Source organism: Streptomyces shinuiensis (assembly GCF_043660855.1).
Taxonomy (GTDB): Bacteria; Actinomycetota; Actinomycetes; order Streptomycetales; family Streptomycetaceae; genus Streptomyces.
Genome location: NZ_JBIHML010000001.1, coordinates 2,520,402 through 2,543,466 on the forward strand (window position 1 = coordinate 2,520,402; position 23,065 = coordinate 2,543,466).

At 75.1% G+C, this 23,065-nt stretch carries 22 protein-coding genes and 1 pseudogene; 8 read left to right on the forward strand and 15 right to left on the reverse strand.

From position 1 onward, the window contains the following. Positions 1–403: 403 nt before the first annotated feature. From ACGRHY_RS11240 to ACGRHY_RS11285, 10 genes are all read right to left on the reverse strand, one after another. Complete coding sequence (locus tag ACGRHY_RS11240; RefSeq protein WP_394635220.1) at positions 404–739, reverse strand: histone-like nucleoid-structuring protein Lsr2; 336 nt, start codon at positions 737–739, stop codon at positions 404–406. A gap of 171 nt (positions 740–910) precedes the next feature. Next, the gene (locus ACGRHY_RS11245) at positions 911–1,456 is read right to left on the reverse strand and encodes an amino-acid N-acetyltransferase (protein WP_394635221.1); all 546 of its coding nucleotides are present in this window, start codon (positions 1,454–1,456) and stop codon (positions 911–913) included. Between the two features lie 10 nt (positions 1,457–1,466). Continuing rightward, entirely contained in the window at positions 1,467–1,877 is a 411-nt protein-coding gene (locus ACGRHY_RS11250) for a BlaI/MecI/CopY family transcriptional regulator (RefSeq protein ID WP_394635222.1), read from the reverse strand. Positions 1,878–2,035: 158 nt separating this feature from the next. Beyond that, positions 2,036–2,224, reverse strand: a complete 189-nt coding sequence (locus tag ACGRHY_RS11255; protein WP_394635223.1) for a hypothetical protein — start codon at positions 2,222–2,224, stop codon at positions 2,036–2,038. Between the two features lie 118 nt (positions 2,225–2,342). Next, entirely contained in the window at positions 2,343–2,924 is a 582-nt protein-coding gene (locus ACGRHY_RS11260) for a hypothetical protein (protein ID WP_394635224.1), read from the reverse strand. A 68-nt stretch (positions 2,925–2,992) separates the two neighbouring features. After that, positions 2,993–3,790: a type III pantothenate kinase gene (locus tag ACGRHY_RS11265; protein WP_394635225.1), complete on the reverse strand. Its 798-nt coding sequence runs from the start codon at positions 3,788–3,790 to the stop codon at positions 2,993–2,995. Then, on the reverse strand, positions 3,790–4,854 hold the full coding sequence (gene nadC, locus ACGRHY_RS11270) for a carboxylating nicotinate-nucleotide diphosphorylase (protein ID WP_394635226.1): 1,065 nt from the start codon (positions 4,852–4,854) through the stop codon (positions 3,790–3,792). The genes ACGRHY_RS11265 and nadC overlap by 1 nt, the downstream gene beginning before the upstream one ends. A 181-nt stretch (positions 4,855–5,035) precedes the next feature. Further along, positions 5,036–6,739 carry an L-aspartate oxidase gene (locus ACGRHY_RS11275; protein ID WP_394638004.1) on the reverse strand — a complete coding sequence of 568 codons (1,704 nt, stop codon included), beginning with the start codon at positions 6,737–6,739 and terminating at the stop codon, positions 5,036–5,038. Between the two features lie 5 nt (positions 6,740–6,744). Continuing rightward, positions 6,745–7,650 carry a pantoate--beta-alanine ligase gene (panC, locus tag ACGRHY_RS11280; RefSeq protein ID WP_394635227.1) on the reverse strand — a complete coding sequence of 302 codons (906 nt, stop codon included), beginning with the start codon at positions 7,648–7,650 and terminating at the stop codon, positions 6,745–6,747. A 32-nt stretch (positions 7,651–7,682) separates the two neighbouring features. Next, on the reverse strand, positions 7,683–8,594 hold the full coding sequence (locus ACGRHY_RS11285; protein WP_394635228.1) for a Rossmann-like and DUF2520 domain-containing protein: 912 nt from the start codon (positions 8,592–8,594) through the stop codon (positions 7,683–7,685). A gap of 269 nt (positions 8,595–8,863) precedes the next feature. On the opposite strand from ACGRHY_RS11285, the pseudogene ACGRHY_RS11290 reads away from it, so the two are divergent. After that, a pseudogene (locus tag ACGRHY_RS11290) lies at positions 8,864–9,501 on the forward strand (DUF5937 family protein). Beyond that, a complete protein-coding gene (locus tag ACGRHY_RS11295; protein ID WP_394635229.1) occupies positions 9,498–10,709 on the forward strand; it encodes a threonine aldolase family protein in 1,212 nt (403 codons plus the stop codon). The pseudogene ACGRHY_RS11290 and the gene ACGRHY_RS11295 overlap by 4 nt, the downstream one beginning before the upstream one ends. A 25-nt stretch (positions 10,710–10,734) precedes the next feature. On the opposite strand, the gene ACGRHY_RS11300 is transcribed toward ACGRHY_RS11295, so the two are convergent. The 4 genes from ACGRHY_RS11300 to ACGRHY_RS11315 all read right to left on the reverse strand — a co-directional run bounded on the left by ACGRHY_RS11300 (position 10,735) and on the right by ACGRHY_RS11315 (position 14,956). After that, a complete protein-coding gene (locus tag ACGRHY_RS11300; protein ID WP_394638005.1) occupies positions 10,735–11,421 on the reverse strand; it encodes a response regulator in 687 nt (228 codons plus the stop codon). A 95-nt stretch (positions 11,422–11,516) separates the two neighbouring features. Continuing rightward, positions 11,517–12,743 carry a sensor histidine kinase gene (locus ACGRHY_RS11305; RefSeq protein ID WP_394635230.1) on the reverse strand — a complete coding sequence of 409 codons (1,227 nt, stop codon included), beginning with the start codon at positions 12,741–12,743 and terminating at the stop codon, positions 11,517–11,519. Positions 12,744–12,779: 36 nt separating this feature from the next. Further along, positions 12,780–13,853: an SAM-dependent methyltransferase gene (locus ACGRHY_RS11310; protein ID WP_394635231.1), complete on the reverse strand. Its 1,074-nt coding sequence runs from the start codon at positions 13,851–13,853 to the stop codon at positions 12,780–12,782. Between the two features lie 8 nt (positions 13,854–13,861). Then, on the reverse strand, positions 13,862–14,956 hold the full coding sequence (locus ACGRHY_RS11315) for an NADH-quinone oxidoreductase subunit D (RefSeq protein WP_394638006.1): 1,095 nt from the start codon (positions 14,954–14,956) through the stop codon (positions 13,862–13,864). A 232-nt stretch (positions 14,957–15,188) separates the two neighbouring features. On the opposite strand from ACGRHY_RS11315, the gene ACGRHY_RS11320 reads away from it, so the two are divergent. Next, positions 15,189–15,779 carry a PH domain-containing protein gene (locus ACGRHY_RS11320; RefSeq protein WP_394635232.1) on the forward strand — a complete coding sequence of 197 codons (591 nt, stop codon included), beginning with the start codon at positions 15,189–15,191 and terminating at the stop codon, positions 15,777–15,779. 1 nt (position 15,780) lies between these two features. Beyond that, positions 15,781–17,127, forward strand: a complete 1,347-nt coding sequence (locus ACGRHY_RS11325; protein WP_394635233.1) for a PH domain-containing protein — start codon at positions 15,781–15,783, stop codon at positions 17,125–17,127. A gap of 38 nt (positions 17,128–17,165) precedes the next feature. Here the strand turns inward: ACGRHY_RS11325 and ACGRHY_RS11330 are convergent, their stop codons facing one another. Beyond that, on the reverse strand, positions 17,166–18,311 hold the full coding sequence (locus ACGRHY_RS11330; RefSeq protein ID WP_394635234.1) for a hypothetical protein: 1,146 nt from the start codon (positions 18,309–18,311) through the stop codon (positions 17,166–17,168). Between the two features lie 227 nt (positions 18,312–18,538). Between ACGRHY_RS11330 and egtA the strand changes: the two genes are divergently transcribed. The 4 genes from egtA to egtD all read left to right on the forward strand — a co-directional run bounded on the left by egtA (position 18,539) and on the right by egtD (position 23,027). Further along, positions 18,539–19,834 carry an ergothioneine biosynthesis glutamate--cysteine ligase EgtA gene (gene egtA, locus ACGRHY_RS11335; protein ID WP_394635235.1) on the forward strand — a complete coding sequence of 432 codons (1,296 nt, stop codon included), beginning with the start codon at positions 18,539–18,541 and terminating at the stop codon, positions 19,832–19,834. Between the two features lie 77 nt (positions 19,835–19,911). Continuing rightward, positions 19,912–21,243: an ergothioneine biosynthesis protein EgtB gene (egtB, locus tag ACGRHY_RS11340; protein ID WP_394638007.1), complete on the forward strand. Its 1,332-nt coding sequence runs from the start codon at positions 19,912–19,914 to the stop codon at positions 21,241–21,243. Then, positions 21,244–22,056 carry an ergothioneine biosynthesis protein EgtC gene (gene egtC / locus ACGRHY_RS11345; RefSeq protein WP_394635236.1) on the forward strand — a complete coding sequence of 271 codons (813 nt, stop codon included), beginning with the start codon at positions 21,244–21,246 and terminating at the stop codon, positions 22,054–22,056. Further along, the gene (gene egtD, locus ACGRHY_RS11350) at positions 22,053–23,027 is read left to right on the forward strand and encodes an L-histidine N(alpha)-methyltransferase (RefSeq protein WP_394635237.1); all 975 of its coding nucleotides are present in this window, start codon (positions 22,053–22,055) and stop codon (positions 23,025–23,027) included. Before egtC ends, egtD begins: the two co-directional genes overlap by 4 nt. Positions 23,028–23,065 lie beyond the last annotated feature (38 nt).

Below are 23,065 nucleotides of genomic sequence, written 5' to 3' on the forward strand. Positions count from 1 at the left end.
TGGCGAACACCCTTGCGTGAGGTGCCGCACCTTCCCCACCCGCCCGCCGGGCACCTGGAGTAGCGGTTCGTCACCTTTTGTGACCGGCATGCGGGCCGGTGCGCGGCCCGTTCGCGGACCGGTGTCCGCGCCGCACACGGTGCATGTGACGCACACGACGCGCACGGGCACTCCCGAAGGCGCCCGGCGGCCGCCCGGAGGGCACGGCCCGGGAGGGCGCGGCGGGACGGGACGCGGGCCGGCGCCGTCCGGACCGGGACGGGACGGGCCCGGCAGCACACGCCCCCGGGAGGCCGCGGCACGGCTGCGGCCTCCCGGACGGGGCACGAGTCGGATCTCGCCGGTCCGGCGAGCGTGGCGGCGGCGGAGCGGAGCGCCACCGCACGCGGCTCGCCCGCGCGACTCAGGCGTTCGCCTTCTCGTAGGCCTCGCGGATGTTGGCGGGGACACGGCCGCGGTCGTTGACCTCGTAACCGTTCTCCTTCGCCCAGGCGCGGATCTTCGCGGTGTCCTGGCTCGCACCGCCGCCGGCGGACGGGCGGGACTTGCCACGAGCCGAACGGCCACCGGTGCGGCGGCCGTTCTTGAGGTAAGGCTCCAGCAGACCGCGGAGCTTGTCCGCGTTGGCGGTGGTGAGGTCGATCTCGTAGGTCTTGCCGTCGAGAGCGAACGTCACGGTCTCATCGGCCTCGCCGCCGTCGATGTCGTCGACAAGAAGGACCTGAACCTTCTGCGCCACCGGTTACTCCCATTCGTCGTGTGCGGTCAGTCACCGAAAACCGATTACTGATACTGACGGTGAAAGCAAACCGCTTTTCCCGGGAAAACACAAACCCTCCGGGAACATTGCCGGGCCGGTCCGGCCGGATTGGAGGGACCTTTCGGACATAGGGCGCACGAAGCGGGTGCCTCATAGGTCCAGCAGCATCCGCGTGTTGCCCAAGGTGTTGGGTTTCACTCGTTCGAGACCCAGGAACTCGGCTACACCTTCGTCATAGGAACGCAGCAGCTCGCTGTAGACATCCCCGTCCACCGGCGTCTCGCCGATCTCGGTGAAGCCGTGCCGGGCGAAGAAGTCCACTTCGAAGGTGAGGCAGAAAATGCGCCGGACTCCCAGCCAGCGCGCGGTCTGCAGCAACTTCTCCAGCACCAGGTGCCCCACTCCCGTGCCCCTGAGCGCGGGGTCGACCGCGAGCGTGCGGACCTCGGCCAGGTCCTCCCACATCACGTGGAGGGCCCCGCAGGCGACGACCTCGCCGTCATGGTCCCGTTCGGCGACCCAGAACTCCTGGATGTCCTCGTAAAGCGTCACCGTCGCTTTGTCGAGGAGGATGCGGTCGCGCGCGTAGGCGTCGATGAGACGGCGCACGGTGCGCACATCACTGGTTCTCGCCCTGCGGACGGTGACCTCGCTTACGGGGCTCGCGGGGCTTACGCGACTTACGGCTTCAGGCATGTCGGGGACGCTATCGCTCCGGAGAACCACGGCTCTCGGCGGGGGCACCGGGGCGCGTGTCGTCGAGATGCGCGACGCGCAAGGCGTCCCGCAGTGCTTCCGTCTGTTCCGGCGACATCATCCCGAAGAAGGCCACCAGTGCCGCCGCGGGGTTGTCACTCGCCGCCCAGGCATCGTTCATGAGTGCCGCGGAGTAGGCGGCCCGGGTGGAGACGGCTTCATATCGATAGGCCCGGCCCTCGCGCTCTCGCCGCAGCCACCCCTTCTCCCGCAGGTTGTCCATTACGGTCATGACCGTGGTGTAGGCGATCGGCCGTTCACGCCGGAGGTCGTCGAGCACTTCTCTCACCGTGACCGGGCGGTTCCACTGCCACACCCGCGTCATCACCGCGTCTTCCAGCTCTCCCAGTGGCCGAGGCACACCAAGAACGATAGCCGCATTTGAACGGCATTGAGCGCTTTGTTTTGGCCGGACGGTAAACAAAGAGGAGCGCACGCCGGGGAGGTGAACCTCCCGGTGTGCGCTCCCGCGCCGCCACGGCATCCGCCGTCCGGCGGTACGCGCCGCCGGTGCGCCGCCTAGCCCCTGGACGCGCCGTCGGCCGGCGACGCGGCGCGCGCGGCCTCGGCCCGTGCCAGGGCTCTGTCCACCGCGGCGTCCTCCTTGGACTTGTTGGCACCGCCCTGACTCTTGACGATCGTCACGATGAGAGCGGTGAAGGCCACGGCCATCACCACGGACGGGGTGAGTGCGGCGATGTACTCCATGCCGGATCAGCCTCCTTGGATACCGGACCTCCAGCGTACCGGCGGCTCCGCCGGGGCCCGCGGGGGCCCGCCCGGCTGTGCGCGGGGCCGGGAACGCGGGCCGCGGGCGGGCCGCGCGTCAGGCCGGGAGCGCCTGGCGGCACGCCCGGGACGGGCCGCGGGGCGGGAAGACCTCGGCCGGGGTGGGGACCGGACGCGGTACGGCGGCCGGCCGGCCGCGGCCCGGGGGTTCGAGCGCCCGGGAGGGCTCCGGAGGCGCCGCCAGTCGTTCGCAGCGCCGCAGCAGCACGGCGCGGCGCCTCGTCTCCGCCTCGCCGGTCCTGTGGGCGCACAGCTCGCGCAGCGCCCTCAGGTCCTCCGTGCGCGGCGTGCAGCCCAGCGTGACGGCCTCCTCCAGCCGCGCGAGGTACCCCGGGGCCGAGCCAGGCAGTGCGGCGCGATAGCGGTCGAGGTCCGCCGGAAGGAAGGCCCCCAGCCGGTCCGACTCACGGCTCGCCTCGTCCAGCGCGTCGGCCAGCCACAGACACGCGCGCACCGCCTCGGCGCGCCCCTCCACCGGCCCCTCCGGGTGCCGGGCGCCGGAGTGCGCGGACGGCTGGGCGCGGACTGGGTGGAGGACGAGAGCGAGGGCACTGCGCAGGACGCACAGCTCGTCCGGGCCGAGGACCATGGCGCCTCGGGAGCCATAGGGTGTGGGCATACGGCGACATTACGTCAGAAATCAGCAAAACAGACATATCGCCGTCTACTGTGTCCCCGGTCCCGTGCTCAGCCCCGTGCCATGTTCCGCTCGTAGACCAGGCGCAGTCCGATCAGCGTCAGCCACGGCTCGTGCTCGTCGATCCCCGTCGCCTCGCCCAGCACCATCGGGGCCAGGCCGCCGGTGGCGATGACGGTCACGTCGTCCGGGTCGTCGGCCAGTTCGCGGGCCATCCGCTCCACCACGCCGTCCACCTGTCCGGCGAAGCCGTAGAGGATGCCGGACTGCATCGCCTCGACGGTGTTCTTGCCGATGACGCTGCGCGGTCTGGCCAGCTCGATCTTGCGCAGCTGCGCACCGCGTACGCCGAGCGCCTCGACGGAGATCTCGATGCCCGGGGCGATGACGCCGCCGGTGTACTCCCCCCGCGCGGAGACCGCGTCGAAGGTGGTGGCCGTGCCGAAGTCCACGACGATGCTCGGGCCGCCGTACAGCTCGACCGCCGCCACCGCGTTGATGATCCGGTCCGCGCCGACCTCCTTGGGGTTGTCCATCAGGATGGGCACCCCGGTCTTGACGCCCGGCTCGACGAGGACGGAGGGGATGTCGCCGTAGTGGCGGCGCGTCACCTCGCGCAGCTCGTGCAGGACGGAGGGGACGGTGGAGCAGATGGCGATGCCGTCGATGCCGTCGCCCAGATCCTCGCCGAGCAGCGGATGCATGCCCATCAGTCCCTGGAGGAGGACGGCCCACTCGTCGGCGGTGCGGCGGGCCTCGGTGGAAATCCGCCAGTGCTCGACGATCTCGTCGCCGTCGAACAGGCCGAGGACGGTGTGGGTGTTGCCGACGTCGATCGTGAGCAGCATCAGTCGCGCTCCTGTCCGCCCGCGCCGCCGCGGGCCTCGTCACGCAGGTCAAGGCCGATGTCGAGGATCGGGGAGGAGTGGGTGAGCGCCCCGACCGCCAGGTAGTCCACGCCGGTGTCCGCGTACGCGCGGGCGTTCGCCAGGGTGAGGCGGCCGGAGGACTCCAGCTTCGCCCGGCCGGCGACCAGTGCGACCGCCTCGGCCGTCTGCCCGGGGGTGAAGTTGTCCAGCAGGATCAGGTCGGCTCCCTCGGCGAGGACGGGCTCGATCTGGTCCAGCCGGTCCACCTCCACCTCGATCGGCACACCGGGGAACTCCTCGCGCACCCGCTTGAACGCCTCGGCCACCCCGCCCGCGGCGATCACGTGGTTGTCCTTGACCAGCGCGGCGTCCGACAGCGACATCCGGTGGTTGACCCCGCCGCCGCAGCGCACCGCGTACTTCTCCAGGGCTCGCAGCCCGGGGGTGGTCTTGCGGGTGTCGCGGACGGCCGCGCCGGTGCCCCGGAGTGCGTCGGCCCATGCGCGGGTGGCGGTGGCGACACCGGACAGCCGGCACAGGATGTTGAGGGCGCTGCGCTCACCGGTGAGCAGATCGCGGGTGCGGGCGCGCACCGACAGCAGGCGCTGTCCCGACTCGACGCGGTCGCCGTCCTCGACGTGCCGCTCGACCTCGAACTCCTCGGTGCAGACCACCGACAGCACCGCCTCGGCGATCCGCAGCCCGGCGACGGTGCCCGCCTCCCGGGCCGTGAAGTCGGCGGTGGCGACGGCGTCCTCGGGGATGGTCGCGACGGTGGTGACGTCCACGCCCTGGTCGAGGTCCTCCTCGATCGCCATGTGCGCGATGTCCTCGACCTGCACCGGGTCCAGGCCGGCCTCCGCGAGCAGCGCGGCCAGGTCCGGGTCCAGGCCGCACTCCAGCGGATCCAGGTCGGGTCCGTCTTCCGCACCGCCGCAGCCGCAGGCGTCGCCGCAGCCCCCGCCGGTGCCGTTCACCGCCTCGCCGGGACGGCCGAAACCGATCTGGAGCAGCGGAAGTTCGTCGGGCGTGGGGCTGTTCACTGCATCTCCTCGTGAGCTTCTCCACCCACGCGGCACAGCGGCGCGGGCATCGTGATGACATACGGCCCGGCGGCCGCGCGCGCGACGCTCACCGCGCCTTCCCCGTGAGCTTCTCCGCCCGCGCGGCACGAAAGCGCGACTCCGCCCACCGTCTGCGGCCCGGCGGCCGCGCGCGCGACGCTCACCGCGTCCCCCCGCCTGTGACCGGGGGAAACGCGGTCGAGCCGGTCGTGCGGACGACGAGCGCGGAGCCCTCGGCCGTGGGACGCAGGGCGACGACCAGGTGTCGGCGCCAGGACTCGTCGTCCCGTTCGGGATGGTCCTCGCGCCAGTGGCAGCCGCGGGTCTCGGCACGGCGCAGGGCGGCGGCGACCAGAACCCCGGCGACGAGGTGCAGGTTGGCCGCCTCCCAGGTCTCGACGCCGGGCTCGGCCGGCTTGCCGGCCGCGTCTCCGGCCTCGTCCGGGGCCAGCTCCGCCAGTTCCGCCGCGGCCCGGGTCAGGCTCTCCGCGGAGCGCAGCACCCCGGCCCCGGCGGTCATGGTGCGCTGGACCGCGCACCGCGCCTCGGCCGGCGGCAGTGGAACGGTCCGCGTGCCCGCCGGATCGGCGGGATCCGCGGGCACCGGGACGCGCGCGGGGGTGCGGGCGATGTCGGCGGCGATCCGCTCGGCGAAGACCAGGCCCTCCAGCAGGGAGTTGGAGGCAAGCCGGTTGGCGCCGTGCACGCCCGTGCAGGCGACCTCGCCGCAGGCGTACAGGCCGGGCACGGTGGTACGGCCCGCCAGGTCGGTGCGCACCCCGCCGGAGGCGTAGTGCGCGGCGGGCGCGACCGGGACCGGCTCGGTGACCGGGTCGATGCCGTGGGCGCGGCAGGCCGCGAGGATGGTGGGGAACCGCTCGCGCCACATCCGCGCGCCGAAGTGCCGGGCGTCCAGGTACATGCAGTCGGCGTCCCGCTCGCGCATCCGCCGCATGATGCCCTTGGCGACGATGTCACGCGGCGCCAGCTCGGCCAGTTCGTGCTGCCCGGCCATGAAGCGCTCGCCGTCCGCGTCGACGAGGTGCGCGCCCTCGCCGCGCACGGCCTCCGACACCAGCGGCTGCTGACCCTCGCTGCCCGGGCCCAGGTAGAGCACGGTCGGGTGGAACTGGACGAACTCCAGGTCGGAGACCTCCGCGCCCGCCCGCAGCGCCAGTGCGACGCCGTCACCGGTGGAGACCGGTGGATTGGTGGTCGCGGAGAACACCTGGCCCATGCCGCCGGTGGCCAGCACCACCGCCGGGGCGTGGACGGCGCCCACGCCGTCGTGCCGCCCCTCGCCCATCACATGGAGGGAGACGCCCGCGGCGTGCCCGTCGGCGTCCTTGAGCAGGTCCAGGACGAGGGCGTTCTCCACCGTCCCTATCCCGGCGTCGCGTACGGCCGCCACCAGGGCGCGGGATATCTCCGCGCCGGTCGCGTCGCCGCCCGCGTGGGCGATGCGGCGGCGGTGGTGGCCGCCCTCGCGGGTCAGGGCGATCTCGCCGGTCTCGGCTGAGGTGTCGAACCGAGCCCCGGCGCCGATCAGCCGCCGTACCGCGTCCGGCCCCTCGGTGACCAGGGCGCGCACCGCCTCCTCGTCGCACAGGCCCGCGCCCGCGACCAGGGTGTCGTCCAGATGCTGGCCGGGGGTGTCGCCCTCACCCAGCGCGGCGGCGATCCCGCCCTGCGCCCAGCGTGTGGAGCCGGCGTCCAGCCGGGCCTTGGTGACGATCACCGTCTTCCGGCCGGAGGCCGCGCAGCGCAGGGCGGCGGTCAGACCGGCCACTCCGGAGCCGACCACCACCACGTCCGCCGCGATGGCCCAGCCGGAGCGCGGCGCGTCCAGCCGCAGGCCTGTCATCCCGTTCACCGAACCCCTCCGGGGCGTCCGAGGCGCAGCCGGACGTTGTCGATCAGTCGTGTGGTGCCCACCCGCGCCGCCACCGCGAGCACGGCCTCGCCCTCGTACGCGCCGGGCTCCGCAGGGACCTCCGTGAAGTGGGCCGGGTCCACCAGCGCCAGGTAGTCCAGCACCAGCGGCGGCCGTGCCCGCCCGGCCTCCGCCAGTACGGCCCCGGCGGCCTGGCGTACCTCCCGCGGGCCCGCCCCGCCCGCGGCCACCGCGTCGCGTCCGGCGAACAGGGCGCGCGAGAGGGACAGGGCGGTGGTGCGCTCGGCGTCCGACAGGTAGCGGTTGCGGCTGGAGAGGGCCAGGCCGTCGGGCTCGCGCACGGTGGGTACGCCCTCGATCTCCACGGGGAAGTTCAGGTCGCGGACCATCCGGGTGATCAGGGCGAGCTGCTGCGCGTCCTTCTCCCCGTAGAGCGCCAGGTCGGGGGTGGTGAGGTGGAGCAGCTTGGCGACGACGGTGAGCATCCCGTCGAAGTGGCCGGGGCGGCTGGCGCCCTCCAGGCACTCGCCCATCGGGCCCGCGCCGATCCTCACCTCCGGCTCCCCTCCGGGGTAGACCTCCTCCACCGGCGGCGCGAAGACGGCGTCGGCGCCCGCGCCCGCGGCCACCACGACGTCCGCGTCCAGGGTGCGCGGATAGCGGTCCAGGTCCTCGCCCGCGCCGAACTGCAGCGGGTTGACGAAGACGGTGACCACCACCTGCCCTTCGGGCCCGGCCTTCTCCCGGGCGGCTCGGACCAGGGCCGCGTGACCCTCGTGCAGGGCGCCCATCGTCATCACCACCGCCCGCCGCCCCCGGCGCGGCAGGGCGCGCAGCCCGGCGGCGGTGTGCAGGACGGGCACGGGCGCGGGCGCGGGCACGGCCGGGCTCCTGTGGCCGGCGGTCGGCCCGGTCACCGGGTGTCCCCGTCGGAGAGCACTTCCAGCAGGTCCTCGGCCAGCTCCGGCCTGAGCAGTCCGCCGGCCAGGGCCCGGTCGGCGGTGGTGCGGGCCATCGCGAGGTAGCCCGCCACCGCCTGCGGGGCGTGGCGGCGCAGCTCGGTGATGTGGGCGGCGACCGTGCCGGCGTCGCCCCGGGCGACCGGGCCGGTCAGTGCGGCGTCGCCGGAGCGCAGGGCGTTGTCCAGGGCCGCGCCGAGCAGCGGGCCGAGCATCCGGTCGGGTGCGGAGACCCCGGCGGTGCGCAGCAGTTCCAGGGCCTGGGCGACCAGTGTGACCAGGTGGTTGGCGCCGAGGGCCAGAGCCGCGTGGTAGAGCGGGCGGGCCTCCTCGGCGACCCACTCGGGCTCCCCGCCCATCTCGATGACCAGCGCCTCGGCGGCCAGCCGCAGCTCCTCGGGCGCGGTGACGCCGAAGGAGCAGCCCGCCAGCCGCTGCACGTCCACGGGTGTGCCGGTGAACGTCATCACCGGGTGCAGCGCAAGCGGCAGTGCCCCGGCCCGCGTCGCGGGTTCGAGCACGGCGGTGCCGTAGCGGCCCGAGGCGTGCGCCAGCAACTGGCCGGGGCGTACGGCGCCGGTCTCGGCCAGGCCCGTGACCAGGCCGGGCAGGGCGTCGTCGGGGACGGTGAGCAGGACGAGGTCGGCGCCGGCCAGGACCTCGGCGGGCTCCACCAGCGGCACCCCCGGCAGCAGGGCCTCGGCTCGGCGGCGGGAGGCGTCGGAGACGCCGGAGGCGGCCACCGGGCGGTGCCCGGCCAGCCCGAGGGCCGCGGCCAGGGCGGGGCCGACGCGGCCCGCGCCGACGACGCCGACGGTCAGGCGCGCGGGACGGTCCCCGGCGGCGCCGGAGAGAGGTTGGTTCACGTGAGTTCGGCCTTCCGTTCCAGTCCGCAGGACCCGGTACCGGACGATTACCGCCATGCTACGCGGACTCGCCGGCTCGCCGTCCCGCCCGCCCGCGGGGTGGGACGGGTGGGGGCGGGACTCCGCGGGACGGGCTCGGGAGGGGCGCGGGGCGTGCACGGGCCGGACACGAACCGGGAGCCCTGCCGGCCGACGGCCGGTTCGGCAGGGCTCGCGCCGCCGGGCCGGCAGCGCCGGCGCAGGCGCGTGAGGAGCGGTACGGCGGGGCGGTGGCCGGCCCGCGCGTCCGGGAGCGCGTCCCGGAACTCCCGGACGGCGCGCGGGCCGGCCAGGCCGGGCAGGAGCCGCGGCTCCTGCCCGGCCGTTCGGCGGCGCGGTACCGGGCGGCGGACGTCCTGTGGCGCTCCCCACACTCCGACACCCTGCTGCCCGGCCGCTCCCGGCCCGGTGCCACGCCCGCCGGGGAACCGGACCACGTCGACGCGATGGACGACGAGCGGTGCGTACGGGTCGCGCTGGAGATCAACTCCTCGGCCGACTACAGCGAGGGCGGACCGTCCCCGCTGGTCGACGAGGAGGCCCGGCGGCGGGCCCTGGAGCGGGCCGCCGCACGCGGGCCTGGATACGGCGGCTGCCGGAGGACTGCGGCCGGGCGCTCTTCGCCGACACCTGGCAGCGGGTGCGCGGGCAGCTCGCCGCCGACACCCGGCACGAGACGGACCTGCTGCGGCACAGGGGACTGGTCGGGGCACTGGCCGCCGCGTCCTCCGCGATCGTCGTGGAGGAGGGCGGCGACGGGTGGCGCGTGGTCGTAGACAAGCCGGCGCAGAGCCGGACGGCGGCGGTGGACCCGGCGGGGAAAGGACCGGCGCCGGACCTGCGCGGTGGGGGATCATCGGGCGCATGACCGCTGACGAGGGAACCGGGGAAGCAGAGGCAGCGCACGAGGACTCCGATACCGGGGACGAGCGGGCCCGCAGGCTCGCGGCGTGGACCGCGGCGCGGCGGAAGCTGTCCGACGGCCCGGTGGACGGGACGATCGCCGGGCGGCTGACCCGGCTCGCGGAGGAGGGCGCCGAGGTCTGCGACCTGGACGGCAGCCCCGACATCTACGGCGACGGGATCGTCGCCCGTCTGGAGGAGCGCACCGCCGCCGCACTGGGCTGCGAGGCCGCCGCGTTCTTCCCCACCGGCACCATGGCCCAGCAGGTCGCCCTGCGCTGCTGGGCGGGCCTTACCGGCAACCCGGTCGTCGCCCTGCACCCGGTGGCGCACCCCGAGCGCCACGAGCGGGGCGCGCTGGGGCGGCTGAGCGGGCTGAGCACCGTGCACCCCACCGCCGAGCCGCGCACGCCCACCGCCGAGGAGGTGCGGGAGCTGGAGGAGCCCTTCGGCACGCTGATGCTCGAACTCCCGCTGCGCGAAGCCGGTTTCGTGCTGCCGTCCTGGGAGGAACTGGTGGCGGTGGTGGAGGCCGCGCGGGAGCGGGACGCAGTGGTGCACTTCGACGGGGCGCGGCTGTGGGAGTGCGCCGCGCACTTCGGGCGCACGCTCCCGGAGATCGCCGCTCTGGCCGACAGCGTGTACGTCTCCTTCTACAAGTCACTCGGCGGCCTCTCGGGCGCCGCCCTGGCCGGTCCCGCGGACTTCGTGGCACAGACGCGCGCCTGGCGGCACCGCTACGGCGGGCAGGTCTTCCAGCAGTGGCCCGCCGCGCTGTCCGCCCTGGTGGGGCTGGAGCGGGAGCTGCCCCGGCTGCCCGGCTACGCCGCCCACGCCAAGGCGGTCGCGGCGGCGCTGCGGGAGGGGCTGGCGGAGGCCGGGGTGCCGTGGTTCCGGATCCATCCGGCCGAGCCGCACACCCACCAGTTCCAGGTGTGGCTGCCGTACGGCGCCGACGGACTGACGGAGGCGGGGGTGCGGCAGGCGGAGGAGGAAGGGACGGTGCTGTTCCGCGTCTGGGGCGCGCCGGGTACGCCCGGCCCGCCGGGGACGGCCGTGACCGAGGTGACGGTGGGCGCTCCGGGACTGCGCTGGGGGCCGCGGGAGGTGCGCGACGCGCTGTACGGCTTCCTCGCCCGCGTCCCGGAGCGGGGACGACCACCGGGACCCTGAAATGCCTGATGCGGCTCCCGGGCCCTCAGGCGCCCCTGCCGCCCGCCCGCACCAGCCCCGTCTCGTACGCCAGTACCACCGCCTGCACCCGGTCGCGCAGTTCCAGCTTGGTGAGGATGCGGCCCACATGCGTCTTGACGGTGGCCTCCGAGAGCACCAGGCGTCGGGCGATCTCGCCGTTCGACAGTCCCTGGGCGACCAGCAGCAGCACCTCGTGCTCGCGGTCCGTCAGCCGCTCCAGCTCCTTGGGGACGGGCCGGCCGGAGGCTGCGGGCAGCAGGGAGGCGAAGCGGTCGATCAGGCGGCGGGTGGTGGAGGGCGCGACCACCGCGTCGCCGCTGTGGACGGCGCGGATCGCGGCCAGCAGCTCGCCGGGCGGCACGTCCTTGAGCAGGAAGCCGCCGGCCCCGGCCCGCAGGGCGGAGAAGGCGTACTCGTCGAGGTCGAAGGTGGTCAGGATCAGCACCCGGGGGCTGCCGGGGCCGCCCTCGCCCCCCTCGCAGATGCGGCGGGTGGCCTCGACCCCGTCGAGACGGGGCATCCGCACGTCCATCAGCACCACGTCCACGGCCGTGGCGCGGAGCTTCTCCAGCGCCTCGGCGCCGTCCCCGGCCTCGGCGACGACCTCCATGTCCGGCTGCGCGTCCAGCACCATGCGGAAGCCGGTGCGCAGCAGCGCCTGGTCGTCGACGAGCATCACGCGGACGGTCATGATCTCCCCTGAGGTGGCGTCGTGGGGCGGGACGGCGGCGGGCGGCACGGGGGCGAACGGTCCGCCGGCGGGCGGCGCGCTCCGCGCGGGGCCGTTCACACGGTGCTCTTCAGCGGCAGCACCGCGCTGATCCGGAAGCCGCCGCCGGGCCGCGGCCCGGCGTCCAGGCTGCCGCCGACCATGCCGACGCGCTCGCGCATGCCGATCAGCCCCTGGCCGAGCCCGTCCAGTCCGCCGACCTCGTACAGCTCGCGCTGCGCGCCGCGGCCGTCGTCCTCGGCCAGCAGGGTCAGATCGTCGGCGCCGTAGGTCAGCCGCACCGTCGCGCCGACGTCGGGGCCGCCGTGCTTGCGGGTGTTGGTCAGCGCCTCCTGCACTATGCGGTACGCGGTCAGCTCGACGCTGCTGGGCAGCGGGCGGGGGGTGCCCTCGATGCGGAAGTCCACGGTCAGACCCGCGCCGCGCACCTGCTCGACGAGGTCGGCGAGCTGCTCGACACCGGGCTGGGGCACGTACTCGCCGCTCTCGGAGTGCTCCCCGGTGCGCAGCACGCCCAGCAGTCTGCGCATCTCCGACAGCGCCTGGCGCCCGGTGCCGGAGATGGTCTCCAGCGCCTGCCGGGCCTGCTCGGGCGCGGTTTCCATGACGTAGGCGGCACCGTCGGCCTGGACGACCATCACCGAGACGTTGTGCGCGACCACGTCGTGCAGCTCGCGCGCTATCCGGGCCCGCTCGGCGGCGACGGCCACCTTGGCCTGCGCCTCGCGCTCGCGCTCCAGGCGGGCGGCCCGCTCCTCCAGCTGTGCGTAGTAGGCGCGCCGGGTGCGCAGCGAGTCGCCCAGCACCCAGGCCAGCAGGAAGGTGGCGGTGAGGAAGACCGTGCCCAGCACCGTGCCGGTGGTGCCCTGGCTCTCGTTGGGCCAGCGCAGCGTGTGGACGGTGGGTGCGGCCAGTGCGCCGGCGAGGGCGAAGCGGGAGGCCCAGCGGACGTTGCGGGAGGCGTTGGTGAAGACGATCACCAGCAGGGCGAAGTTGGCCGGCACCGGGAACGCGCCCGTCACCACCTCCGCCAGTCCCACCCCGGTGGCCAGCAGCAGCATCTTCTCCGGCGCCCGGCGCCGCAGGGCCACCACGGTGCACAGGGCCAGGACGACCGGGACGGAGGCGGCCTGCTGCACGTCCCCCTGCCCCAGCGACCGGGCCGGCTGCGGATGCGTCATGACCCCGACGAGCCACACGGCCGACATCACCAGCAGGACGGCGGCCCACGCCCCGTCGACGAGGGTGGGGTGCCTGCGTAGGAACTCGTAGAGCCGGTGCACATAACCCAGCGTAGGCAGCCCCGGCACGCGCCGGGGTCAACCGGACGGCCGATCCCCCGCCTCCCCGTGTACTCCCCAGGGTGGAGGCAGCGGGATCCCGCGGGGCTGGAGCAGCCATGTGAAGGCGCCCAGGCCCGCCGGGTCGGTCAGCTCGGCGGCCTCGCCCGCACGGCCCAGGAGCCGTACGTACGCGGCCGGGTCGTCCGACGCCAGGGCGAGCGGCGGCCGCGCGCCGCTCACACCCAGGGCGTGCAGCGCCTCGCGCTGGGAGAGCGGCAGACCCGCGCCGGTCCCCGGGGCACCGGCGCGCCCGGCCGCCGCCGCGCAGGCGTCGAGGGCGACATGGGCGGTCAGGTCGCGGCTGCCGTCGGGGACGGGCCGCACCTCGCGGCCGCCGCGGTAGCCGGTGAGGGTGCCCAGCGGGGGGCGGGCGGCACGGGTGTGGGCGTAGTCGACGGCGACGGCCAGCCCGCGCTCCAGACAGGACACCGCCCGCGCCCAGGCCGCGTCACGGGTGCGGCCGATCTCCGCGCGCAGCCCCGGCTCGGGCTGCAGAGGCCACCAGCGGGCCAGCCACCCGGCGTCCTCGCCGCCGACCGGCTCGCCCAGGTGCTCGGTGCCGTCGGCGTCCACCAGGACGTGGCGGGGGACGCCGTCCTCGTCCGTCTCGGCGATGTCCACGGGGATGTCGTCCAGCCACTCGTTGGCGAACAGCAGCCCGCTCACGCCGCGCGGCGGGTCGGCGGACCAGGCGACGGCCGGGTCGAGCCCGTCCGGGCGCCGGGCGCGTTCGACGGCGTGGAGGCGTACCCGGGCGGCCAGATCGCCGGGGAGCGCGGGCAGCGCCGCCAGCACACCGGTCAGCAGCTCACCCCGGCCGGCGCCGTAGTCGATCAGCGCCAGTTCGCCGGGGTGCCCCAGCACCTCGTCCACGCGCCGCAGCAGCTCGGCCACCGCGCCCGCGAACAGCGGCGAGGCGTGCACGGAGGTGCGGAAGTGGTCGGCGGGGGCGTGGCGCACGAAGAAGCCCGCCGGGCCGTACAGCGCCTCCTCGGCCGCCTCCCGCCAGCGCCGCGGGCCCCTAGCCGGTCCTCTCGCCGGTCCCGTCACCTGTCGATTCACTTGTCGATGTCGCCGACGACGAAGAACAGCGACCCCAGGATCGCCACCATGTCGGCCACCAGCGTGCCCGGCAGCAGCTCGGAGAGCACCTGGACGTTGTTGTACGAGGCCGAGCGGAGCTTGAGCCGGTACGGGGTCTTCTCCCCCTTGGAGACCAGGTAGTAGCCGTTGATCCCGAGCGGGTTCTCCGTCCAGGCGTAGGTGGCGCCCTCCGGGGCCTTGAGCACCTTGGGCAGCCGCTGGTTGACCGGGCCGGGCGGCAGGCCGGCGAGGCGGTCCAGGCAGGCGTCGGCGAGGTCGAGGGAGTTGCGGGTCTGCTCCAGCAGCACCTCGAAGCGGGCCAGGCAGTCCCCCTCGGTGCGGGTGACGACCCGCAGCACGTCCGCCAGCTCCCCGTAAGCCAGGTAGGGCTCGTCGCGGCGCAGGTCGAAGTCCACGCCGGAGGCGCGGGCGACGGGACCGCTCACCCCGTACGCGTGGACGGTCCCGGGGGCGAGCACACCCACGCCGCGGGTGCGGCCGCGGAAGATCTCGTTGCCCAGGACGAGCCGGTCGTAGGTGCCCAGCTTCGCGCGGACGGCGGCCACCGCCTGCCGGGTGCGGCCGAGCCAGCCCGCCGGGAGGTCCTCCTTGAGGCCGCCGACCCGGTTGAACATGTAGTGGATGCGTCCGCCGGAGACCTCCTCCATGACGCGCTGGAGGTCCTCGCGCTCGGTGAAGGCGTGGAACACGGGCGTGATGGCGCCCAGCTCCAGCGGATAGGAGCCGAGGAACATCAGGTGGTTGAGGGCCCGGTTCAGCTCCGCCAGCAGGGTGCGCGCCCACACGGCACGCTCGGGGACCTCCATGCCCAGCATCCGCTCGACGGCCATGACGACGCCGAGTTCGTTGGAGAAGGCCGACAGCCAGTCGTGGCGGTTGGCCAGGACGATGATCTGCCGGTAGTCACGCGCCTCGAACAGCTTCTCCGCGCCGCGGTGCATGTAGCCGACCACCGGCTCGGCCGAGCCGATCCGCTCCCCGTCCAGTACGAGCCTCAGCCGCAGCACGCCGTGGGTGGAGGGGTGCTGGGGGCCGATGTTGAGCACCATGTCGGTGCTCTCCGCCGCGCCGCCGATGCCGACGGTGGTCACGGCCGCCGTGTTCCCGGCGGACTCGGGGCGCTCGGCGGGCACGGCGGACTCGGCGGTGGTACCGGGGTCACTCATGGGCCTCAGTCTGGCAGCTTCACCGGGAGGGCGGCCCCTCTCCCCGTCCCTCTGCCCCGTTCCCTCCTCCCCGCGGTGGATACGCACTGTCACCACCGCCGCCTACCCTTGCCTTATGAGTCAGCTGACAGGGGGGTCGCCGTCCGACGGGGAGACCGGGGGAACCGGGCAGCACGGGCAGACCCCGCAGGCCCCGCGGACCGGACAGGCCGGACAGGCCGGACAGGCCGGGGGGCCGGAGGGCGCCGAGCGGTGGCGCGGCGTCGAGCGCGGGCTGCTGCGGATGCGCAGGACGCTGCTGACGGCCGTGTCCGTGCCGCTCGTCGCGGTGCTGGGGCCGGTCCTGTGGCTGGCCGCCGGCCCGTGGTGGGCCGTCCTCGCCGCGGCGCCGGCGGCGGCGTCGCTGTGGGGGTGGCGGGCGGTCGCCCGCAACTGGGCCTCCTGGCGGTACGCCGAGCGCGACGACGACCTGCTGATCGCACGCGGGGTGGTGTGGCGCGGGCTGACCGTCGTGCCCTACGGCCGGATGCAGCTGGTGGAGGTCACCTCGGGGCCGCTGGAGCGGTACTTCGGACTGGCCCGGGTGCAGTTGCACACCGCCGCGGCGACGACCGACGCGCACATACCCGGGCTCGCCCCCGAGGAGGCCGAGCGGCTGCGCGAACGGCTCACCGAGCTGGGCGAGGCCCGTTCGGCGGGGCTGTGACGTGCCCGGCCGGGAGAAGGGGGCGGCCGTGACGTCGCTGCTCCAGCGCCCGGAGGGCAGGCGGCTGCACCCGGTCACCCCGTGGCGGCGGGCGTGGGCGCCGCTGGCCGCGCTGTTCGCCTTCGCCGCGCAGGACCCGGAGCGGGCCCGGCAGGGCGTGGAGTCCCTGACGGCCGGCCGGCTGCTGGCGGTCCTGGTGCTGCTGCTGCCCGCGGCGGCCGCGTACGGCTTCCTGTCCTGGTGGATGACGAGCTACACGGTCACCGAGACCGAGCTGCGCATCCGCACCGGCCTGCTGTTCCGGCGTGTGGCCCACATCCGCCTGGACCGCCTCCAGGCGATCGACGTGGGGCGCCCCCTGCTGGCCCGTGTCGTAGGTGTGGCCAAGCTCAAGCTCGACGTGGTCGGCACGGACAAGAAGGACGAGCTGGCGTTCCTGGGCGAGCGGGACGCCGTCGCACTCCGCGCCGAGCTGCTGGCGCGGGCCGCGGGGATGGCGCCCGAGGCCGCCGCGGAGGCGGGCGAGGCGCCCGCCCGGGAGCTGGTGCGGGTCGGCACGCGGATGCTGGTCGTCTCACTGCTGCTGCTCGGCACCGTCTGGGGCACGCTGGCCGCGGCCGTGGCCGTGCCCGTGCTGATCTGGTGGGCGAGCGGCAGCCTCTGGCCGGCCCTGGCGGTGGCGGTGCCGCTGCTCAGCGGTGTGTGGCGCAGCGGTGTGGGCCGCTTCCTCACCGAGTTCGACTGGGTCGTCGCCGAGTCGCCGGACGGAATGCGGCTGGACCACGGGCTGCTGGACCGCGCCCACGCCACCGTCCCGCCCGGCCGCGTCCAGGCCGTCCGGATCGTCGAGCCGTGGCTGTGGCGGCGGCGCGGCTGGGTCCGGGTGGAGCTGGACGTGGCCGCCGGGGGCAACGAGGGCGGCCTGCTGCTGCCGGTCGCCACCCGTGAGACGGCCCGGGGCGTACTGGCACGGGTGCTTCCCGGCGTCGATCCGGCCGAGGCGGCGGCTTCCCTGGCACCGGTGCCGCGCCGGGCCCGCTGGGTCGTCCCGCTGTGGTGGCGGGGATACGGCCACGGGGTGACGGAGACGGTGTTCGCCTCCCGCAGGGGGCTGCTGTGCCGCACGCTGTCGCTTGTCCCGCACGCGAAGGTGCAGAGCGTCCGTCTCACCCAGGGCCCCTGGGAGCGGGCCTTCGGGCTGGCGGACGTCCATGTCGACCACGGTGCGAACGGCACGGTGGCGGCCCGGCTGCGGGCGGTGGAGGAGGCCCGTGCGGTGGTGTCCGCCCAGGCCGGGCGCTCCCGCACCGGGCGCCGCCGGGCGCGTCCGGAGCGCTGGCTCACGTAGGCGCGACGGACGGGCGGGCAGGGGGCGGACCGGGCGGGTCAGGCGGACCGGGCTCGGCGCAGGCCCCTGAACGGGCCCGTCGGCCGCGGTGTGCCGTCGGCGCCCGTGCCGCCGTTCCCGTCCCCGTCCGCGGGAGCGGAGCCCCCGTCATCACCCTCGCCACCGCCTGGCTCGCCCAGGTCGATGACCTTGCCCGCGACTGCGGGCGACGGGGTGCGGGCCGGGGCCTCCGGGGCGGCGCCGGAAACGGCGGCGTCACCGGAGTTGCCGGTGCGGGCCCGGTCGTCCTCCTGATCGGAGGAGGACCCGGCCGCGGGGCCCTGTGTACCCGGCGCCCTGCGCCGCTTCCGGGTGCCCTGGGTGCCGAAGAAGTCGAATCCGCCGCGCTTGGGGGCGCCGCTTCCGCGGCTCCCGGAGCCCTGCCCGTACGGCTCCCCCGCCCCCGGCGTGCCGCCCCGCTGCGGTGCCTGCTCCGGGCTCGGCCGCTGGGGCTTCGGGGGCTGCTGGGGAGCGCCCGGCCCGGGAACCGTTACGGCCGCGGCCTCGCCCCGCTTCTCCCGCTCCTCATGCTCCCGCTCCCGCTCCCGCTGCCGGGCGGCGTTGAGCCGCAGCCGCCCGAGCGCCTCGTCCGCCTGGATGTAGGTGAGCGGTGTGGGCGCGCCCGACGCCCTGCGGTGGTCGGCGGCCCCGGTGGTGAGCGCCTTCGCGGGTCCGGCGGCCTCCAGGGCGAGCTGCCGCCGCCCCTCCAGGGCACTGGCCCGCTCGGTCTCGGCGGTGGCGTACCGGCGCAGCAGCGCGGCGTGCTCGGTGCGCAGCCTCTCCAGTTCGGCGCGCTCACGCCGGAGCGTGTCCTCCGCCTTCCGGCGTATCTCCAGGGACTCCTCCAGCTCGGTCTCCAGCTCGGCCTGGCGTTCCTCGGCCCGCCACTCGGCGGTGGCCCTGGCCGCCCTGACCTCGCCGACCCGCCTGCCGGCCTCCCGGTCCCACCGCCGCAGCAGTACGGCCCCGGTGACGGCCGCCGCGGCGGCCGCGGCGGCCAGGAGGCGCGGTGCCACCGCCCCGGGTTCGTCCGCGTCCCCGATCAGCCATGAGACCGCCGCGCTGATGAGCGCGACGGCCGCCACGGCGGACGGCGCGAGCATCCGGTGCAGGGGCGGCGCATGGCGGTGGCGTCCTCGTGGCATGGTCTGGAATTTACCCTGCGTGCCGTCTCCGGGGAGGTGTCCGCCCGCATTCGTTGCGTGTTCGCAGTCCAACCGAATGCCGTGGCTTACCGGACCGCGCTCGCGGGTACGGGCGGACCGCGGGCCATCGGCCGCGGCCGTCGCCCGTCCTGGCAGGTCGGTCGTCCCGGACGACACCGGCAGGGGGTTGCGCGTGGTACCGGCCGTACCTGAGGAGGCAGGGCCCCATGGCGTACAGAGAACCGGACGGAAGCGGCGGAAGCAGGGAGCTGACCGAGGACGACGCCGAAGAGCGGATCGCGGGAAGATGCTTCAGGACCGGTCCTCCCCGCCGCGTCGGCGTGGAGCTGGAGTGGCTGGTACACGACCGGGACGACCCGCGGCGCCCTGTGCCGGCCGAGCGCCTCACCGGAGCCGTGGCCCCGCTGGAGCTGCCCGGCGGCCTGCCGGGCGGGAGCGCGCTGACCCATGAGCCGGGCGGCCAGCTCGAACTCAGCTCCGCCCCGGCCGGCTCCCTGAACGAGTGCCTGGCGGCCGTGGCGACCGATCTGGACGTCCTGCGACAGTCCGTGGAGCCGTCCGGACTGCGGCTCGTCGGGCGCGGCGTGGACGACGTCCGTCCGCTCGACCGGGTGCTGGACCACCCCCGGTACCGGGCGATGGAGTCCTTCTTCGCCCGCTCGGGCCCGTGGGGCCGGGTGATGATGTGCGGAACCGCGTCGGTCCAGGTGTCCCTGGACTCCGGCGACGACACCGGGGGGACCTCGGGTTTCCGGTTCCGCTGGGAACTGGCGCACCGCCTCGGCCCGGTGCTGGTGGCGGCCTTCGCCAACTCCCCGTTCTGGCGGGGGCGCCCCTCGGGCTGGCGCTCGACCAGGCAGGCGGTCTGGGCACGCCTCGACCCGGGCCGCACCCGCACGCCACGTGGCGGCGACCCCCGTACGGCCTGGGCCCGTTACGCACTGGACGCGGAGCTGATGTGCCTGCGCCGCACCGGCGCCGACTGGGCGGCGCCGCCGGGGCTGAGCTTCCGCGCCTGGCTGCGCGATCCGCGCGGGGAGCGGTCTCCCACCGCCGAGGACCTGGACTACCACCTCAGCACGCTGTTCCCGCCCGTCCGGCCGCGCGGCTGGCTGGAGCTGCGGATGATCGACGCCCAGCCCGGTGACGGCTGGATCGTACCGACCGCGGTCACCGCCGCCCTGCTGGACGATCCCCTCGCCGCCGACACCGCGCTCGCGGCCACCGAATCCCTCGCCCCGCCCGGGGAACTGCCCGCCACGGCCGTGTGGCTGCGCGCGGCCAGGCTCGGCCCCGCCGCCCCGGAGCTGGGCAAGGCCGTACGGGCCTGTTTCACCGCCGCCGAGGCCGCCCTGGCCCGGGCTCGCGTGTCCGCCGGAGTGCGCGACGCCGTCGCCCGCTTCGCCGAGCGCTACGCGGACCGCGGCCGCTGCCCCGCGGACGACCTGCTGGACAGCACCCACCGGAGCACGGCAACCGCACACCGGAAGGAGACGCAGTGAAGTACGACCACGGCGGCCCCGTCGGCGCCACGGCGACCGCCGCCCCCGCCCAGGCCGCCCCTCCGGCCGAAGCCGGCTTGCGGACCCGGGCGCTGGAGGCGCTCCGGGCCGCACGGCGCAGGACGCTGGCCCTGACCGACTGCCTCGGCGACGACGAGCTGATGGCTCAGCACTCGCCGCTGATGTCCCCGCTGGTCTGGGACCTGACTCATGTGGGCAACCAGGAGGAGATCTGGTCGCTGCGCGCGGCCGGCGGCCGGGAGCCGCTGCGCGCGGACCTCGACCCGCTCTACGACGCCTTCCGCAACCCCCGCGCCGACCGCCCGGCGCTGCCCCTGCTGCGTCCGACGGAGGCCCGGCGCTACATCGCCGAGGTGCGCGAGCAGGTGCTGGGGGTACTGGCCGAATCCCCGCTGGGGGGCTCACCCCTGCTGGAGAACGCCTTCGTCTTCGGCATGACCGCCCAGCACGAGCAGCAGCACTGCGAGACGATGCTGGCCACCCACCAGCTGCGCCGGGGCCCCGCGGTGCTCGACGCCCCCGCGCCGCCTGCGGCGCCCGCCGGTGCGGCGGACCTGCCGCGCGAGGTGCTGGTGCCCGGCGGCCCGTTCACCATGGGCACCTCCACCGACCCCTGGGCGCTGGACAACGAACGGCCCGGTCACACCGTGGACGTGCCCGCCTTCCACCTGGACACCGTCCCGGTCACCTGCGGCGCGTACCGGGAGTTCATCGACGACGGCGGATACGACGACCCCCGCTGGTGGACTCCGCAGGGCTGGTCGTACCGGCGGGAGGCGGGGCTGTCCGCCCCGCTGTTCTGGGAACGCCGCGACGGCGTCTGGCTGCGCCGCCGGTTCGGCCGCACCGAGCCGGTGCCACCCGACGAGCCCGTGATGCACGTGTGCTGGTACGAGGCCGACGCGTACGCCCGCTGGGCGGGCCGCCGGCTGCCCACCGAGGCCGAATGGGAGAAGGCCGCCCGCCACGACCCGGCCACCGGCCGTTCGCTGCGCCACCCCTGGGGGGACGCCGAGCCGGACCCGGGGCTGGCGAATCTCGGCCAGCGGCACCTGCGGCCCGCACCGGCCGGGGCGTATCCCTCGGGGGCCGCGCCGTGCGGGGCGCGGCAACTGCTCGGCGACGTGTGGGAGTGGACCTCCTCCGACTTCGCCGGCTATCCCGGCTTCGCCGCCTTCCCCTACCGGGAGTACTCCGAGGTGTTCTTCCCCGGCGGCGGGAACGACGGGCCGGCCGGGTACAAGGTGTTGCGCGGCGGCTCCTTCGCCGCGCACCCGGTAGCCTGCCGCGGCACCTTCCGCAACTGGGACTTCCCCGTCCGGCGGCAGATCTTCTGCGGTTTCCGCACCGCCCGGGACGCCGCCCCCTCGGGGAACGGGGGCCGGTAGATGTGCCGCCACCTGGCCTATCTGGGCCCCTCCCTGAGTCTGCGCGAGCTGCTGATCGACCCGCCCGGGGGTCTGTACACCCAGTCCTGGGCCCCGCGCAGGCAGCGGTACGGCACAGTCAACGCCGACGGGTTCGGCATCGGCTGGTATCCGGAGGACGGGGCGCCGCCCGCGCGCTACCGGCGCGCGGTACCGGTGTGGGCCGACGGCAACCTGCCCGACCTGGCCCGGACCGTGCGCAGTGGCGCGGTGCTGGCGGCGGTCCGGTCGGCCACACCGGGCACCACCCAGGACGAGTCGGCCGCGGCGCCGTACCGGGACGGGCGGTGGCTGTTCAGCCACAACGGCGCCGTCCCCGACTGGACCCGCGCACTGGCCAGACTCGCGGGGGACCTGGCGACCGACGACCTGCTGGCGGTGGAGTGCCACTGCGACTCCGCGCTGCTGTGGCTCCTGGTGCGCCACCGCCTGCGGGCCGGGCAGACCGCCGGGCGGGCGCTGGCCGACGTCGCCGCGCGGACCGCGTGGGCGTGTCCGGACGCGCGGGTGAACCTGCTCCTCACCGACGGCCGGAGCATCGCCGCGACCCGCTGCGGCGACACCCTGTGGTACCGCACGGCGCCCGGTGCCGTCCTCGTCGCGTCCGAGCCTTCCGACGATGAGCCCCCCGGCGGGGACGGCTGGCTGGAAGTCCCCGAGCACTCCCTGCTGCGGGCCACGGCGGAGACCGTCGAGGTCGCCCCGCTGCCCGCCGCGCCCACTCCCCGTCCCTCCCCTTCCGTTTCCGCGCCCGAGAGGATGCCCGCCTCATGAAGTCCCGGTTCACCCTCGACCGTCGGCTCCCCGAGCACCACCTCGCCGAGTCGCTGCGTGCCGATGTCCTCGCCGGGCTGACCGCACCCCCCAGGACGCTGCCGCCCAAGTGGTTCTACGACGCCCGCGGCAGCAAGCTGTTCGACGAGATCACCCGGCTGCCCGAGTACTACCCGACCCGCGCCGAACGGGAGATCCTGCGGCTGCGTGCGGCCGACGTCGCGGAGCTCACCGGCGCCCGCACCCTGGTGGAACTCGGCTCGGGGTCTTCCGACAAGACCCGCCTCCTCATCGACGCGCTCCTGCGCCGCGGGACCCTGGAGGACTACGCGCCCGTCGACGTCAGCGAGTCCGCCCTGTCCGCGGCGGGCGAGGCTCTGTGCCACGAGTACTCCGGGCTGCGCATCGCGGCCACCGTCGCCGACTTCGGCAGCCGGCTGCACCTGCCGGCCGGTCCCGGTCCGCGGCTGGTCGCCTTCCTGGGCGGCACCCTGGGCAACCTCCACACGGCGGAGCGCGCCGCCTTCCACGACCGGCTGCGTTCCTCCCTCGTCGCGGGGGACGCCCTGCTGATCGGCGCGGACCTGGTCAAGGACGAGGACGTCCTGGTGCGCGCCTACAACGACGCGCAGGGGGTCACCGCGGAGTTCAACAAGAACGTGCTGCGGGTGCTCAACCGCGAGCTGGGCGCCGACTTCGACCCCGGATCCTTCGACCACCTGGCCGTGTGGAACCGGGGGGAGGAGCGCATGGAGATGCGGCTGCGGTCCCGGACCGAGCACACCGTGACTCTGCCCGTGCTCGGTGTGGAGATCCCGTTCGCACGCGGGGAGGAGGTACGCACGGAGATCTCGGTGAAGTTCCGCCGAGCCGGACTGACCGACGAACTGCACCGGCACGGGTTCGCGGTGACCCGCTGGTGGACCGACCCCCAGGGGCGTTTCGCGCTGCTGCTGGCCGTGCCCCGCTGACATGCCGGCGGGCCGGGAGGGTACCCGGGGCGCCCCGA